Annotated in this window: 15 protein-coding genes; 13 read left to right on the forward strand and 2 right to left on the reverse strand. The window is 37.6% G+C overall.

Features of this window, described 5'->3' with window-relative positions; all coding sequences use genetic code 11:
• Positions 1–103: 103 nt before the first annotated feature.
• On the forward strand, positions 104–931 hold the full coding sequence (locus PP182_RS11795; RefSeq protein ID WP_272651453.1) for an alpha/beta fold hydrolase: 828 nt from the start codon (positions 104–106) through the stop codon (positions 929–931).
• A 130-nt stretch (positions 932–1061) separates the two neighbouring features.
• Here PP182_RS11795 and PP182_RS11800 read toward each other — a convergent pair whose 3' ends face one another.
• Together PP182_RS11800 and PP182_RS11805 are read right to left on the reverse strand one after the other, a co-directional pair.
• Positions 1062–1436 (reverse strand): group I truncated hemoglobin, encoded by a 375-nt coding sequence (locus PP182_RS11800; protein WP_272651454.1) that lies wholly within the window; start codon positions 1434–1436, stop codon positions 1062–1064.
• A gap of 134 nt (positions 1437–1570) precedes the next feature.
• On the reverse strand, positions 1571–2662 hold the full coding sequence (locus PP182_RS11805; protein WP_272651455.1) for a nickel-binding protein: 1092 nt from the start codon (positions 2660–2662) through the stop codon (positions 1571–1573).
• 342 nt (positions 2663–3004) lie between these two features.
• Here PP182_RS11805 and PP182_RS11810 point away from each other — a divergent pair, with 342 nt between their 5' ends.
• The 12 genes from PP182_RS11810 to PP182_RS11865 all read left to right on the forward strand — a co-directional run bounded on the left by PP182_RS11810 (position 3005) and on the right by PP182_RS11865 (position 15157).
• On the forward strand, positions 3005–3532 hold the full coding sequence (locus tag PP182_RS11810; protein WP_272651456.1) for a DinB family protein: 528 nt from the start codon (positions 3005–3007) through the stop codon (positions 3530–3532).
• A gap of 138 nt (positions 3533–3670) precedes the next feature.
• Entirely contained in the window at positions 3671–4414 is a 744-nt protein-coding gene (locus PP182_RS11815) for a DUF6090 family protein (protein WP_272651457.1), read from the forward strand.
• Between the two features lie 24 nt (positions 4415–4438).
• On the forward strand, positions 4439–5023 hold the full coding sequence (locus PP182_RS11820; RefSeq protein ID WP_272651458.1) for a hypothetical protein: 585 nt from the start codon (positions 4439–4441) through the stop codon (positions 5021–5023).
• Between the two features lie 193 nt (positions 5024–5216).
• Entirely contained in the window at positions 5217–6632 is a 1416-nt protein-coding gene (locus PP182_RS11825; protein ID WP_272651459.1) for a DUF4932 domain-containing protein, read from the forward strand.
• Between the two features lie 323 nt (positions 6633–6955).
• Positions 6956–8416 carry a serine hydrolase gene (locus tag PP182_RS11830; protein ID WP_272651460.1) on the forward strand — a complete coding sequence of 487 codons (1461 nt, stop codon included), beginning with the start codon at positions 6956–6958 and terminating at the stop codon, positions 8414–8416.
• Positions 8417–8626: 210 nt separating this feature from the next.
• The gene (locus PP182_RS11835) at positions 8627–9394 is read left to right on the forward strand and encodes a CPBP family intramembrane glutamic endopeptidase (protein ID WP_272651461.1); all 768 of its coding nucleotides are present in this window, start codon (positions 8627–8629) and stop codon (positions 9392–9394) included.
• 210 nt (positions 9395–9604) lie between these two features.
• Positions 9605–10048 carry a GNAT family N-acetyltransferase gene (locus PP182_RS11840; RefSeq protein WP_272651462.1) on the forward strand — a complete coding sequence of 148 codons (444 nt, stop codon included), beginning with the start codon at positions 9605–9607 and terminating at the stop codon, positions 10046–10048.
• Positions 10049–10357: 309 nt separating this feature from the next.
• Complete coding sequence (locus tag PP182_RS11845; protein ID WP_272651463.1) at positions 10358–11266, forward strand: amidohydrolase family protein; 909 nt, start codon at positions 10358–10360, stop codon at positions 11264–11266.
• Positions 11267–11299: 33 nt separating this feature from the next.
• Complete coding sequence (locus tag PP182_RS11850; RefSeq protein ID WP_272651464.1) at positions 11300–11752, forward strand: YybH family protein; 453 nt, start codon at positions 11300–11302, stop codon at positions 11750–11752.
• A 183-nt stretch (positions 11753–11935) separates the two neighbouring features.
• Positions 11936–12724 (forward strand): DUF6090 family protein, encoded by a 789-nt coding sequence (locus PP182_RS11855; protein ID WP_272651465.1) that lies wholly within the window; start codon positions 11936–11938, stop codon positions 12722–12724.
• A 156-nt stretch (positions 12725–12880) separates the two neighbouring features.
• Positions 12881–13657: a DUF6090 family protein gene (locus PP182_RS11860; protein ID WP_272651466.1), complete on the forward strand. Its 777-nt coding sequence runs from the start codon at positions 12881–12883 to the stop codon at positions 13655–13657.
• 381 nt (positions 13658–14038) lie between these two features.
• Positions 14039–15157 (forward strand): adenylate/guanylate cyclase domain-containing protein, encoded by a 1119-nt coding sequence (locus PP182_RS11865; RefSeq protein ID WP_272651467.1) that lies wholly within the window; start codon positions 14039–14041, stop codon positions 15155–15157.
• Positions 15158–15199 lie beyond the last annotated feature (42 nt).

Consider the following 15199-nt stretch of genomic DNA (forward strand, 5'->3'; position numbering starts at 1 on the left):
GTATAAAGTTAACAAAACATGGAATCAGGTAACAATCTATTTGAAAGCGTCAAGACAATTCCTAAAGGAAAGGTAAATTCAAATGAACTTTAAAAAAAGGAATATGCCATTTATAACAAATAAAAAAGCGAAGGAAGCTGTCGATATATTTTATGAGGACTATGGGGAAGGACAACCGGTGATTCTAATTCACGGATGGCCTTTGAGCAGAAAATCATGGGAGCAACAAGTTTGGAAAATAGTTGAGGAAGGATACCGCTGTATTTCCTATGACCGTAGAGGTTTCGGTATATCATCGGCACCTTGGGGCGATTACGATTATTCTGCATTGGCGAGTGACCTTGATACTATTATTGATGGCCTGGAATTGGATAACGTAGCAATTGTCGGATTTTCTATGGGTGGGGGAGAAGTAGTACGCTATTTAACCGATTATGGAAGTAAGAAAATAGCGAAAGCAGCACTTATAAGTTCTATCATACCATTGGTAAAGCAAAAGGATGATAATCCTGCAGGAGTACCTGAAAATGTGTTGGACAATATCAAGGATGCTTTGCAAAAGGATCGGGTAGGCTTTTTAAAGACCTTCCATAAAGGCTTCTATAATTACGACGACAATAAGAACAAGGTCAGTGAAGGACAGCTGGAGTATGATTTTATTATAGCCTCCCATGCTTCGCCAAGAGCAACGATACAAACAGCGCTATCTTGGATGCATACCGATTTTAGACCGGAACTCAAGAATGTGGATGTGCCTACCTTGGTCGTTCATGGTGATGCGGATGAGACCGTCCCCATTGAAACCTCTGCCGAACAAGCGGCAAAGGGAATTGCTAACAGCACGTACGAGGTGATAAAAGGTGCACCCCATGGATTGAATATTACCCATTCGAAAGAATTGAACGATATCCTGGTCAATTTTTTGAAGTAAAAAAGAAACCCTCTTTTTTTTGAGATAATTATAGGGTTCTTTATAGGAGTCTATGATTTAAAAATGGCATTTCCAATCACTTTCAAAGTGGGAGTCGGTCGCTAATGGACCAGTGACTTATTTTAAAGGTTTACTTCCCTATGATCATACCCTTTAAGGACCAAAGGATTTCCAGCACGTCTTTTTTGGTTTGGTCGTCTTTTTCATGTTTATCAAGCACCTTAAAAATATCGTCCATAGTCTCCATATATTCTGCAGCGCTTATATTCATTCCCTTGTGGGTAGTTTCCATATCCCTTCCTGTATAAGCCTGTGGCCCACCACTTCCCATCGAAAAGAAATCCACAGTATGTTTTTTGACCATGGCCAAATTTTCCGGTTGTTCTAAATAGGGGGTAAACCGAGCGGAAATTATAGGATTGTTCATATGAGCTTCAACCACATCATCCACAATTTTGATGATACCTTTTTTCGAACCTAATCGCACAAATAATGACTCTGACATAATTTTGATTTTATTTATTCCTATAGGAATACGTTGATTTTCAAATGTACCTTTTGTCATTAAACGCAACTATTACTATTGTCCCAAAAAGATGTAAATTTTGACCAAATCAGTGGAGTGGGAGTAATATATTGTTAGGGACTGACGGCTTTCATATATGCTTTGGGAGATATTCCGTACTCATTACGAAAACACTTTGAAAAATAGGATGCACTGGAAAAGCCACTCAAAAATGCCGTATCGGATACGGTATTACTTGTATTGGCCAGTTGTTCCAAGGACTTTTTTAATCTATACCTGTTTAAAAATACATTTGGTGAACAACCGAACAAATTTATACTACTTCGATATACTTGGGACCTGCTATAACCCAGGGCAGTTACAAATGCATCTATTTTCAGTTCTGAATTCGAAAAGTTGGCCTCCAAATAATCAAAGAACTTATGGAAGAAATCCAGCTCGGTTGTTTTAATTTTTGTGATTTCTGTATCCTTGGGGTCGACACCCCGTGCTTCTTCCTCATACATTTTTAGCACAGAAGACGAAACGGAAAAATCTCTTCCCATTTCACATAACCTTCTTGAAGTCTGTATGGTATCCTCAAAAAAAGTTTTGATACCCACTACGGGTAGCCCTGCCTCCAGCCCAATACTTAAACGAAGAAGGGGGTTTACCCTTTTTAATCTGGAGTTAAGTTCCAGTCCACAATCAACAGCATTTTGGGCTTTTGTAAAAGAGCCTAATATGTTTTGGAAACCCTGCCGTACAGGTATTCCCTGCATATCCTCAATTACGTTAATGACTTTTTGCATAAAGTCTTTTATCCCTCTAGCTAGATTTTTGTCCGGGTCATTGCTCAGTTGCCCCAATTGTATTTGGACCGTCAACAAAAAACGAAAGGCGGGTTCATCGATTACGGTCAGTTCAGATCCAATACTGGTGTCCGGATCTTCCATTCTTCCAAGAAAAGATGCAACAAGACCCGCATCCACCTCAATGATGGAGTGGGGCAGTTGTCCGTGTGCATGCTGGTGCATGTTGTGTACGGACTCCGCGTTTGGGGCCTCAACCAAACAGAATGCTGTTTTTCGCTTATCGTCGAACCAATAGGTTAGTCCTCTACAATTGTATTTATGTTGGATTTTTAGGTCCTCAAGATGTAATATTGCAACACTTTCTGCGGTAATTTCATTGGACACATCATGACGATCCATATATATAGGCATAGGAAGTTGTTTTAGTGTACAAACAATATAGTGCTATTAAAGATGCTTTAGTGGCTTATGCTCAAAAATCACATACATATAAGATTATTTACCCCTTAACAGCGGATTAAAAATCTGGTTTTGCGTTTGAAGATTTCCTGTAGTTTTAAATACCGAGTAGGGTATTGATGCCTTGAGTGGGGTCACTTAGCGTAGTCGGAGTGAACCCACATATTTCCTCTTTTCCTTGCGGAAATCAACTATTTATAGGATTTTTAAAGAACTTCCCTCGGTTAGAACTCGGAATAATCGTATGATTCGAAGTTGAAGTAAACCTGGGACCAAGTCGAAAAAGCAAACCAGATGACCGAAATAGAAATCCTTACCAAACAAACGGAATCCGCGTATGACTGGACCCATAATCTCATGGATTCGGTGCCAATCGAAAAGTGGGACATCATAGCAGAAGGCGTTGGGTCCAATGTGAGTTGGCAGATAGGCCATTTGGTAGTAAGTATCTACTACCATTCCATCATGACCACGGTAGGACATTTACCTGAACTTCTGGAAAAAATGGACTTACGATCGTATACCAAATTATGTGGTTATGACACCTTTGCCCCAGAAATGAAAGGAACTTGGACCCCAGCCGAGCTTACCTCCGATTTGCAACGCATGCAAAACAAATCCTTGGAGGTAATCAACTCGTTGTCGGAATCCCACTTGTGGCAACCCGTGGAACCGACTAAAGTGCCGCACCCTGTGGCCAAGACCAAATTTGAGGCCATTGATTGGAACGTAAAGCATACTATGTGGCATTGCGGACAAATGGCAACTATCAAAAGATTAGTAGATAAACCCTATGATTACGGACTGCAAAGGAGGATTTGAGCCAAGACCACATATTTCCCTTTTTTCTTGCCAAAATCAAATATTTATAGGATTTTTAAGGTACTTCCCCAGTATTTAAATTTGTGTTTACACCATGTTGCTATTAGTAGCACTACTTATTTGACCAACCACTGACCCATGGCAAAATTCTTTAATAAAATCCGTCAAAGCCTACTTTCAGAGGGAAAAACTGGAAAGTACTTAAAATATGCCGTTGGAGAAATCATTCTTGTTGTTATTGGGATTTTGATTGCTTTACAGATTAATAATTGGAATATAGATAAACAAACCCAAAAAAAGGAAAAGGCCTATCTAGAGGAAATTCGTAGCAACCTTCTACAAGATTCCCTTAGGTTGAAGACTGTCCTGAGTTTTAACGACAACAAGCAAATAATCGTGGAGGAGATGCTACAGATTTTTGCGGACACGCTTACCAATGAAGAACGATTTCGAATTTTTAATAAAAATGCGAACGACTTTACGTATTATGAAGTATTTGACCCCGTGCGTATCGCTTTTAATAATATGCTATCGGCAGAAAGCATTGGCCTTATTACCAACAACGAATTAAGGAAGGCCTTATCCGAATATTATAACTTTGACTATTTAAATGGCGTACAGAACCGTATTGCGGTAATTAATAGAAGGGTAGTGGACGATTCGTACCCTAAATTTTTCAGCAAGGAATTTGTGGCCAATTGGATGGGGATTTCCTCCAATATGCCTCCTGTAAAGGATTTGGACATTGCTACGGATACGAAATTAATGTCCGATCTGTTTGGCATAAAAATGATCATTGCCGTGCAGAATGAATTGGTTAGGGACACACAAAGCCGAAACCAGGAACTTATAGCTCTAGTGGAGGCCGAATTAAAAAAATAACACCCTTCAATAACAACATACTTTATGAAACTTGGAAAACTACTTTGGATTATTGGTTCCGTTTTGATTAATATCACGGTAGGGATTTATATCTATTTGTCCAGCAAGGCCCCGCTAGATCCACTTGAAAGGCACGAATACGTCAATGAGAACTGGCAGATATATGGCATGCATTGGAAGGCAGAATTCCTATTTATGACCATGATCGCTATCGGTGCCCTGTATTTTACCTTTAAGTTGAAAGAAGTTAGATGGGCAATTATTTCGGTGGGGCAGCTGATACTGCTTACCACATACCCCATTATGCTTGGAGGCTATCAAAACACCTCTTTTGAAATGTCAGAAATGGCAAATCAAATGGCGACGGTGGTGTTTGTTTTTGGAAACCTCATATTCCTAGGTGGTTTGCTAAAATTGTACATAAGCGATACATATTTGAAAAAATGGTTGAAATGGACGGCAATCGTGCTCTCTGGAATAACATTTTTAACCTTTTTTATCACCTATATGGATATCATAGAGTGGCAACAAGCCTTGATGATTGGTCCTCTTATTAATATCCTTTACTTGATAAACGCCTTCTACGGTGTAAAAATCAAAGTGGATTAAATAATAAAGCAATAGGATTAGTTAAGGTTGCATCATATCGCACTGTGTGTGCCGTTGAAGGGAATTCTAAGGCACATATTGCCCCTTTTTCTTGCCCAAACGAATTTATTGTAGGATTTTTAATCTGCTTCCCCAAAATAAATAAAGGTGTTATTGGACACCTTTTTTACATGTTTTGTCAAACAACGATTAAATGAAAAGAATTCTACTTTTACTTTTTGGATTTTGGGTAATCCAAGGGATTAGCGCTCAAAATTTGGAGCGAGAAATGGTATATCCAGATACGTTGAGAAGTGCCAAGGACAGTTTTTATGTAAACAGTCCCAAATTTGATAGAATTTGGAGTTTTCCTATCACTAAATTGGACACCTTAAACCTTGGTACCAGCGGTTACAAAGGAGTAAGCATGACCATCTGGACGGATATTGATACGCTTCAAATCCCACATGTTAACTTTCCTAAAAATCAACATATAAAAATTCCGATAGTATCTCCGAAAGATACCGCGATTTGTATTTTAAGATTTCAGGATAGTCCCTCGGACTTTACTCAAAAATATGTAATTGACAAAAAGGGTCAGATAAATTTTGAGATACCCGAAGTCTATGAGTTGGCCAATATTGCACTTTACCTGAGCGAGTGCTCCCAAAAAACCCGAAATCATCCAGAAACGGAATATTCCAGGAGGGTAAAGGAATATTTTGAACCCTACAAAAATCATAAGCTCATACAAGTTTTAAATACCAATTGCGTTGAGGCCAAGTATTGGAACACCTACTACGGTTTTAGAGAAAATAGTATTTGCTATAGTTTTGATACCGACAATTTTCTACAGTACAATACTCCATACAAAAATGTATGGTGGGATAACTCTGGCTTTTATGGGGGTGCCTTTCGAAATATGCTTTACTTAATCCAGGATTTCTCCCAGAAATCCAATTTTAGAAAATTTTATCAAGAGAATAAAGCCTACTACCAAGGATTAATAGAAAGACAGAAGGAATTACTGCCCATAAAGCAGATGTGGGATTGGATCGAGAAAGAATTTCCGCAAAGAATGGATTCCTATAAAATTATGTTTTCTCCATTGATTGGTGGTTCCCATAGTACTCAAAGGTTTTATAAAGGCTTTTTCAAGGAACCGGAGTATCAGGAATGCATCATGTTCATCAGTTCCAGTGAAAGTATTGATTCCAAAAGTGAATATATAGAAGAACTAAAAGAAGGATTGATGTCTGGTATAGTTTTTACCGAAATCGACCATAATTATGTAAACCCGACTAGCGACCTACATATTGACCAAATAAAATCCGTATTCCAGGATAAAGATTTTTGGGCCACGAAAGACGCCCAGCAAAATTATTCAAGCGAATATGCTATTTTCAATGAATATATGACCCATTCTCTATTTTGTCTTTATATCAAAGAAACCTATGGGACAGAGGTTGCGGATGACATCATTATGGATAGGGTTGGTCTTATGAATCGAAGAGGATATCCTAAGTTTGAAGAATTCAATACGCTGCTATTGGACTACATGGAGGCCAATCAAACGTCTGTTTATGATTCCTATGCAGATATTGTTAGTCTAATGAAGCAGATAAAATAGTCCCAATTTATTTTGGTCACTGACCAGCAAACCTAAATCGATGCCTAAGCAGACCTGCCCCTATCGATGACTTATCAGCCTGCCCTGAGCCGTTCGTTTTGCTACGCAAGGTGCGCTCAAAGAAAATATATTTTCTTTTCACCCAATGCTCAAGGTAAACTAAAGTCGAAGGGGAGTCGAAACCAACTTTCAGGAAAATGACCCCACATATTTCCCCTTTTCCTTGCCAAAACCAATTTTTTGTAGGATTTTTAAGGAACTTCCCCTCACAAACGCAATAGGCGTAATTGTGCGCTTATTCGATTTTTAGATACCCTTAAAATATGAAACTCACACATTTTATAGTAGGCTTTCTCATCTTCATTAGTGGGAGTGCACCTTCCCAAGAATTAATAGCAAAAAAGGAGACCAAACAAGACTTGATAGATTTTGTCTTCCGGAACTACATGGGGGAAAAGCCCGGTGCGAGTTTTGTGGTGGTCAAAGAGGGCAAAATAGTAGACTGTCAAAGTTTTGGATATGCCGATTTGGAAAATAAAATTCCTGCTACCTGCGAAACCAATTATAGACTTGCATCGGTAACCAAACAGTTTACCGCCATGGGGATTATGATTTTAATAGATCGGGGAAAATTAAAGTACGATACCAAACTCACCGAAGTCTTTCCTAAATTTCCGGCGTACGGGAAAGAAATTACGATAAAACATTTATTGACCCACAGATCGGGACTGCTGGATTATGGGAAACTCTACCCAAAAGATTCGGAAGAGCCTCTTTTGGACCAGGAAGTGCTTAACCTAATGATGGCGCAAGACAGCCTTTTATTTCCGGCGAATACCCAATTTAAATATAGTAATTCCGGTTATGCCGTATTGGCCATGATCATCGAGCGGGTTTCTGGAAAATCGTTTAAAAAGTTTATGGAGGATGAAATTTTTTCGAAAACTGGAATGACAAATAGTACGGTTTATGTAAAAGGCGACCCTATAAAAAATCGGGCATATGGTTACACCTTCAATGATTCCCTAAACCAATACGAGAACATAGATCAGAGTATTTTTTCGTCGGTAAAAGGTGATGGTGGGGTGTATTCCTCCGTAAGCGATTATGCAAAGTGGGACAAAAGTTTATATGGGGAAACTTTAGTAAATAAGGACTTACTTGCCGATGCGTTTACCAGTTGGGACGAAAACGGAAAAACGGATGGCAATGGCTATGGGTTTGGTTGGTTTGTAGATGTGGAAAACGGGAAAAAATACGTACGTCATAGTGGCAGCACCTCAGGTTTTATAACCAATTCCTTCCGAATCCCCTCGGAGAAACTTACGGTAGCCATTTTTACCAATACGGTACAATTTGGAGGGTTGTGGCGTACGGCCCCCTTTTTGGCCAGTCTGTATTCGGACGGGGAACTACCAATTCCCATGGATATAATGATAGAAAAGGAAATCACGAATAATGGAAGTGGTGATATAAAAACATACTATGATACTTTAATGGCCAGGGATACCAATTACAAAGTTGATACAGAGGATTTGACCCGATTAGGCTTTAGCTACTTACGAAATGATAATAAAGAAGATGCTCTTAATGTCCTAACGTTTGTCAAAACAGAATTTCCCCAGAATTTTGATGGATACATTGGTTTGGCCCATTATTATAAAAAATATGGGGATAAGGAAAAGGCCATAGAACATTTTAAAAAAGTGATTGAAGTAGCCACCAGCGATGACCAACGCCATATTGATTTTTCCAAGCAGCAGATCAAGGAATTAAGTCAATAAAATGGACCTTTATTTTTATGGAGGTTGAGCAGCCTGCTCTATGCGTGATCACTGAGCGGTGTCGAAACCCCATCTCTGGAAAGCAAACCCACATATTTCCCTATTTCCTTGCCCAACCCAACTTTTTATAGGATTTTTAAGAATCTACCCCTCCAAAAAAGGTATATAAGTGCATATAATCAATTGTAGTGCATATAACCAAAAGAGACCATGAATCTATTAAAAATCCATCCCAATGCTAGCCGTCTGGTTCGTTTTGTGGTACTGACCCTCATTGCGCTATTTTTAGTGGATTACCTACCGCTGCCTAGCGGGACGAAAGAAGTTTTCCCCTTTGTTGGACTGATATTGGTCGTATTGGCCAATTGGATTTTATATAAAACGGAGAACAAGAACCTTGATGAATTAGGCTTCAATTTAAAAGGGCACAATCTAAAATATTTACCCATAGGACTTGTATTGGGCGTTCTTGCCGTGCTTCTTGGATACTATTTAAAATGTTTCCTAACGGGCGATAACATAATTCTTCATCAAAATATTAATTATTTAGACCTCCTAAAACAGCTATATTGGATTTTGCCAACGGCGGCAGTACAGGAATTTATTTGTAGAAGTTACGGATACAAAAAACTGATATCCATCTACAATTTGAGAATAGCAAACCTGGTGGCGGTTATCGTTTTTGTAGCCATGCATAACATTTTTAACATTGGCCTATTTGGAGCTTTGTTTTATTCCATTTCCATAGTTATCGGGCACTTTGTATTTGCCAATGCACTATTGAAGTCCGGGACTATTTTTTTCGCAATTGGAATCCATTGGGGAAGTAACCTGGCGAATAACCAATTGTTTACCGAAGAAAAACTATCTACATCCATTCTATTTCTGGAAAAGGCAGTAGTGGAGGAGCCTACCGGATTTAATCCATTGGGAATTTTGCTTTTTATTATTACCTTGAATATGGATTTTTCTTCGTAGATGGGGAAAACCTCTTATAAAATAAAATCAGCTATACTTTTGGCCTTTAAATTTGTAGACTTCACCAAGGTAACCTAAACCGAACCCACATATTTCTCCTTTTTCTTGCCCAGACCAATTTTTTGTAAGATTTTTAAATTACTTCCCCTAAAAGTCATATATGTACAATCATACATATTTTAATTGTTGGCACTACTAAAGAAAATTGAATTGGAAACTAGAGAAGCTTATAGAAATGAATATACCATTTCAACTGACAAGGATAAATTAGATATTTTGAGCATTCACAAATTCCTTGCAAACGAAACTGATTGGGCTAACGGAATTCCAATACATACTCTGAAAACATCAATTGAAAACTCTTTGAATTTTGGGCTTTATTACCAAAACAAACAAATTGGCTTTGCTAGAATAATTTCGGACTATTCAACTATTGCATATTTAGGAGATGTTTATGTCCTAAAGGAACATAGAGGAAAGGGATTAAGTAAATGGCTCATAAATGAAATAATGGAACACCCTAATCTTCAAGGATTAAGACGCTGGATTTTATTGACTGATACTGCTGAATGGCTTTATGAAAAATTTGGGTTTAAGGAATTACCTAATCCTGAATTTTATATGGAGAAACATAATCCAAATGTATATGAGTGAATAGATAAAACTAATGCCAAAAATGTATAATCGCATTAAAAATGGATTCTACTAAACTCAGTATAGGACTCTTTTTGACGCTTGGCATCAGGTGCCTGAGTAGTCTGCCCTAAGCGTGGTCACTGAGTGGAGTCGAAGTGAAGTCGAAGCGGAGTCGTATCCAAATCTCTGGAAAGCAAACCCACATATTTTCACTTTCTCTTGCCCGAACCAATTTTTTGTGGGAGTTTTAAGGAACTTACTCTCAAAAAGATACTGGCGTACGTATGCGCATATTTAATTGTTCGGTAACAAAATAGACCAACCATCATGAAAAGGCCCATTTTTATAGTATTGGCTTCCTTAGTACAGTTTTCACTCGCATTCTCACAGACCAGAATTATTGACATGCACATTCATTCCTATTCCGAATCCGATTTTGGTGAACGTGAGCCCACAAGTGATCATTATGGCGAAAAAGGTGCTGCAAATGCAGAAGAACATCGTGTTGAGACGTTCGAGGCATTCAAAAAATGGAATATTGTAAAAGCTGTGGTGAGTGGTAATCCCCAAAGTGTGGATGAATGGGCCGCAAAGGATGACAACGATCGGGTAATCAAGGGGATTTTAATTTTTTCGCCCGATGATTATGGCTTGGACAGTCTCAAGTTCGAGCAAATGGTAAAGGATAAGGAAATTGAAGTTTTTGGAGAAATTGGTGCGTATTATGGCGGTACAACCCTAAGCGATCCAATTTGGCAGCCTTATTTGCGTATTTGTGAAAAGTACGATATTCCCGTTGCTGTACATACAGGTGGGGGCGACCCTGGCGGTACCTATTCCTGGTCCCCAAAAGCAAGGCTCAAAATGGGTGATCCGTATTTAATTGAAGATGTTTTGGTAAAATATCCCAAGCTGAGAATGTATTTGATGCACAACGGTGGGGAAGAGTGGCATGAACATGCTTTGCGGCTCATGGCCTACTACCCCCAGTTATATACAGATATAGCGGTTATGCTTTGGGTGGAGCCCAATACCCAGCGCACGGTTACTGAATTTTTAAAGAATGCAAAACATGCGGGTTATTTGGACAGGGTGATGTTCGGGTCGGACCAAATGGTGTGGCCTTATGCCATTGAAAAATCAATCAATTTCCTAAACAGCCTTGAGTTCCTTACCGAAAAGGATAAAGAGGGTATTTTCTATGATAACGCCGCACGATTTTTAAACTTGAATTAAGTGTCATTAAGTAATCTTAAAACAGGAACACAGATGAACGGAACAAGAATTGTCGCTTTACTCGTAGTGTGTATGCTAATGCTTTCTTCGAGACTCTATTCCCAAACGGAAAAAGAACAAATTAGGGCCGCTAGAAATGCATCCAATACGGCACTTAAAACATACGACAACGATGCCGTACTTTCCTATTTAACCGAAGATGTACTTACCACAACAGGGAATGGAACTTTATTATGTGGTAAGGAAGCCTTGGCACGCTATATAAAAGAAGGTGGAAAAAGCAAAATGTACTGGATTCGAGATGCATTTGAAATTATAGTGAACACAGAGAGAAGGATGGCTTGGGAACGTGGAATATGGAATGGATATGATCCTGAAAAGAGCGATGAACCCATAGTCAATGGTAATTATTCCGCCATGTGGACCAAAAAGTCCGGGGTGTGGAAAATAAAATCCCAACTCTTTGTTACGATAAATGAAAACTAAAACGCTAGGTGCTAACCAAAGAATGTAGAACGGTAATCGCTAAGCAGCACTAGCACTAGGCACCAACCAATAACCAATGATAAAATTCTTTAGACTATCGAAACTAAATTTTGCAAAGCAAAATCAAATGTCCTGTGGACATTTGGTTGATAGCCGCTTGCGGAAGAAAAAGAAACCTGAAATATGATTAAGTTCTTAAGACAAATAAGACAAAACCTACTTTCCGAGGGTAAAACCGGAAAATATTTAAAATATGCCATTGGAGAAATAATTCTTGTAGTAATTGGAATTCTTATTGCTTTGAGCATCAACAATTGGAATGAGAAACAGAAAGAATTAGCCAAGGAGCAATTAATTCTAAAACAATTAAAAAGTGAATATCAAAGTAATCTGAATCAACTAGACGAAAAAATACTAATGCGAAATGAGGCACTTGAAGCTTGCAACAATTTGCTAGGTCAAATAGATAATCCTAATTCAATTAATGAAGATGGGGTCTATCAATCATTGTGGATATTATTCAGAGACCCGACTTTTGACCCCATTAAAAATGATATCGTTGGTTCAGAAAATCTTCGCTTAATAAATAATGATGCCTTGGTGAGATTTTTATCTAATTGGTCCTCTGAAGTATTTCAAGTGCAAGAACTTGAATTAGAGTATCAAAAATTTAGGACAGAGATTCTATTGCCTTGTTATCTCAGATTGGGAGTTTCAAGGAATGTGAATAATAACTTGTGGAAAGATGGATATTCGCCAACTGAGGCATTAGACAAAGAATCAAACAATAAATTCACCATAAAGCCAACAAAAAAAAGCTTGGATTTGAAAAAGGCTCTTGAAGATGTTGAATTAGAAGGTATCATTAGCCAAGTAATTACACATCATCAAATTACAAACATGCAGTCACAGACTTTGCGTATGAGGATAATAAATATGCTCGAAATAATTGAAGGTGAAATTAAAAAATAACGAAAGTACAACAGTGGTAGTGCTTCATTATAACCAACCAATAACCAATGATAAAATTCTTTAGATTATCGAAACTAAATTTTGCAAAGCAAAATCAAATGTCCGGTGGACATTTGGTTGAGATAGCCGCTTGCGGAAGAAAAAGAAACCTGAAATATGATTAAATTCTTCAGACAAATTAGACAAAACCTACTTTCCGAGGGTAAAACAGAAAAGTATTTTAAATACGCGATTGGAGAAATTGTCCTTGTAGTCATTGGAATCTTAATTGCGCTACAGATCAATAATTGGAATGAAAATCGAAAAGTAAAAAAACTAGAAGCACAGATTTACACAGAACTAAAAAGTGATTTACTACAAACTAGAAATGATATAAACGAAACAATTTCTGAACATAGAGAAATATTCAAATCAAGTCAGCAGCTTATAACTGATATCTATGATAAGAAATCAAATTCTCAAACAATGTATGAGTCTTTGACAACTTCCAGTGCTGAATTTCAAATTATTCCTAAAACAAGTGCTTTTGAAAATTTAAAGAACATTGGATTAAATACCTTATCCAATGACAGTTTACGTATTGCCATAACCAATTTATTTCAATTGAATTTAAAACGGTTGGATGATGAACTTGGGATGAGACAAGCTGAAATTAATATGTCAAAGCTTATTCAGCCTTTTCTATTCAAATATTTGATTGCGGATTATAGTCAACCCACAAAATATGGGTTTGTACATTCTGACTCTATAGCTATTTACAAATTAAGAATAGCTAATTACGATAAGTTTTTAAATGATAATGAGCTTATGAAGGCTTTGCAGTTAGCACTCTACAATAGAGGTAAAATAATTGATGAAGAAATAGAAACTGTTAAGGCAGTGGATAGCGTGATTTATGGAATTGAAGAAGAACTTTTAAAATTGAAAAAATAACGAAAACACAATATTGGCTATTAGTACGAGCCCTGTTATCGCCTTATTCTGAATCTCTATAGCTATTGCGTTACCTGATGTTAAGGTACCGTGTACGTGCTTAAAAACGTATCTTAATGGTGCCTAATTGCGGTAAATGAGCAGCCTGCCCTGAGCCTTTCGGCTAAGCTCAAGATAAACTAAAGTCGAAGGGGAGTCGAAACCACCTTTCTTAAAGGCAAACCCACATATTTCCTCTTTTCCTTGCCCAAACCATTTTTTTGTAGGATTTTTAAAGCACTTCCCCTAAAATACAAATAAACGTACCCAGGTACATTTATACACTTGTTAGCGATAATAAATCATCATTCCTTACATAAAACCTAACATTGTCAACTTAACATGAAAATAACTCCAAAAGCGAAAAGAAACATTTCAAGGATTATTCCCTTCGCAATTATCTGGTTATTGATTGGATGGCTAATTGATATAACAGTGTTCGATGTAACACATGAACAAAACCTCAATTCAGATACTGGTATTTCCTACACCATCCCAGTGCTTATTTTTGCTAGCCTGGCGAATGTCTTGGCTGGACTTATTATAGGGGTTTTAGAAGTGGTTTATTTAGAAAAGAGATTCTCAAACCGATCACTGAGGGCCAAGTTTTTTTACAAATTCTTAATCTACCTTTCCTTATTTATTATCATTATAATCCTCTTCTATCCTGTGGCATCTTCGCTCGAAACAGGCATAAGTTTGCTAGAAGTTGATTCTTGGCAAAAATTGGGTAGATTCCTAATAAGTATCTCTTTCCTTATCACCTTAATTCAATTATCTGTAAAGCTTATGGTTGGTTTGATATATTCAGCTATAAGTGAAAACTTAGGACATCAGGTGCTTTTAAATTTTTTTTCCGGGAAATACCACCAACCCAAAATTGAAAAGCGGATTTTCATGTTCCTAGACATGAAATCTTCGACTACTGTAGCCGAAGATCTAGGCCACGTAAAATACTTCAAATTACTGGACACCTATTACAATATTATGTCAGACCCTATCATCAATTCATTCGGTGAAGTCTACCAGTACATAGGAGATGAAATCGTGATTTCATGGAACCCTAGCAAGGAGATTAACCAGACAAGCTGCATCAAATGCTTCTTTGACATACGCGATCATCTCGATGAACAAAAAGAAGTTTTATTTCATGAATTTGGCTTTGAAATTGGATTCAGAGCAGGGATTCATTTCGGTGAAGTCACTATTGGAGAAATTGGAGCTTTAAAAAAGGAAATCGTATTTACGGGGGATGTCTTAAATACGACCGCTAGAATCCAAAGTCTATGTAAGGAATTAAAATCTGACTTACTGATCTCAGGTGCAATTAAAGAATTATTACCCCATTCTAACTATCAATATAGCTCTAAAGGAGAGATAGAACTGAAAGGAAGAAATAAGAAAGAAGAACTGTTTAGCGTAACTTTAGAAAAGAAGCCGACAATCGCTAACACTATGTAAAAATGCATTAAAACTCATTTTACATTAACCGTTCAGTCAAGG

The sequence above is a fragment of the Maribacter sp. PR1 genome, from assembly GCF_028464145.1.
GTDB lineage: Bacteria > Bacteroidota > Bacteroidia > Flavobacteriales > Flavobacteriaceae > Maribacter.

Coding starts and splice junctions, on each gene's coding strand:
- PP182_RS11795 (WP_272651453.1), top strand. CDS start 104: ATGCCATTTATAACAAATAAAAAAGCGAAGGAAGCTGTCGATATATTT.
- PP182_RS11800 (WP_272651454.1), bottom strand. CDS start 1,436: ATGTCAGAGTCATTATTTGTGCGATTAGGTTCGAAAAAAGGTATCATC.
- PP182_RS11805 (WP_272651455.1), bottom strand. CDS start 2,662: ATGCCTATATATATGGATCGTCATGATGTGTCCAATGAAATTACCGCA.
- PP182_RS11810 (WP_272651456.1), top strand. CDS start 3,005: ATGACCGAAATAGAAATCCTTACCAAACAAACGGAATCCGCGTATGAC.
- PP182_RS11815 (WP_272651457.1), top strand. CDS start 3,671: ATGGCAAAATTCTTTAATAAAATCCGTCAAAGCCTACTTTCAGAGGGA.
- PP182_RS11820 (WP_272651458.1), top strand. CDS start 4,439: ATGAAACTTGGAAAACTACTTTGGATTATTGGTTCCGTTTTGATTAAT.
- PP182_RS11825 (WP_272651459.1), top strand. CDS start 5,217: ATGAAAAGAATTCTACTTTTACTTTTTGGATTTTGGGTAATCCAAGGG.
- PP182_RS11830 (WP_272651460.1), top strand. CDS start 6,956: ATGAAACTCACACATTTTATAGTAGGCTTTCTCATCTTCATTAGTGGG.
- PP182_RS11835 (WP_272651461.1), top strand. CDS start 8,627: ATGAATCTATTAAAAATCCATCCCAATGCTAGCCGTCTGGTTCGTTTT.
- PP182_RS11845 (WP_272651463.1), top strand. CDS start 10,358: ATGAAAAGGCCCATTTTTATAGTATTGGCTTCCTTAGTACAGTTTTCA.
- PP182_RS11850 (WP_272651464.1), top strand. CDS start 11,300: ATGAACGGAACAAGAATTGTCGCTTTACTCGTAGTGTGTATGCTAATG.
- PP182_RS11855 (WP_272651465.1), top strand. CDS start 11,936: ATGATTAAGTTCTTAAGACAAATAAGACAAAACCTACTTTCCGAGGGT.
- PP182_RS11860 (WP_272651466.1), top strand. CDS start 12,881: ATGATTAAATTCTTCAGACAAATTAGACAAAACCTACTTTCCGAGGGT.
- PP182_RS11865 (WP_272651467.1), top strand. CDS start 14,039: ATGAAAATAACTCCAAAAGCGAAAAGAAACATTTCAAGGATTATTCCC.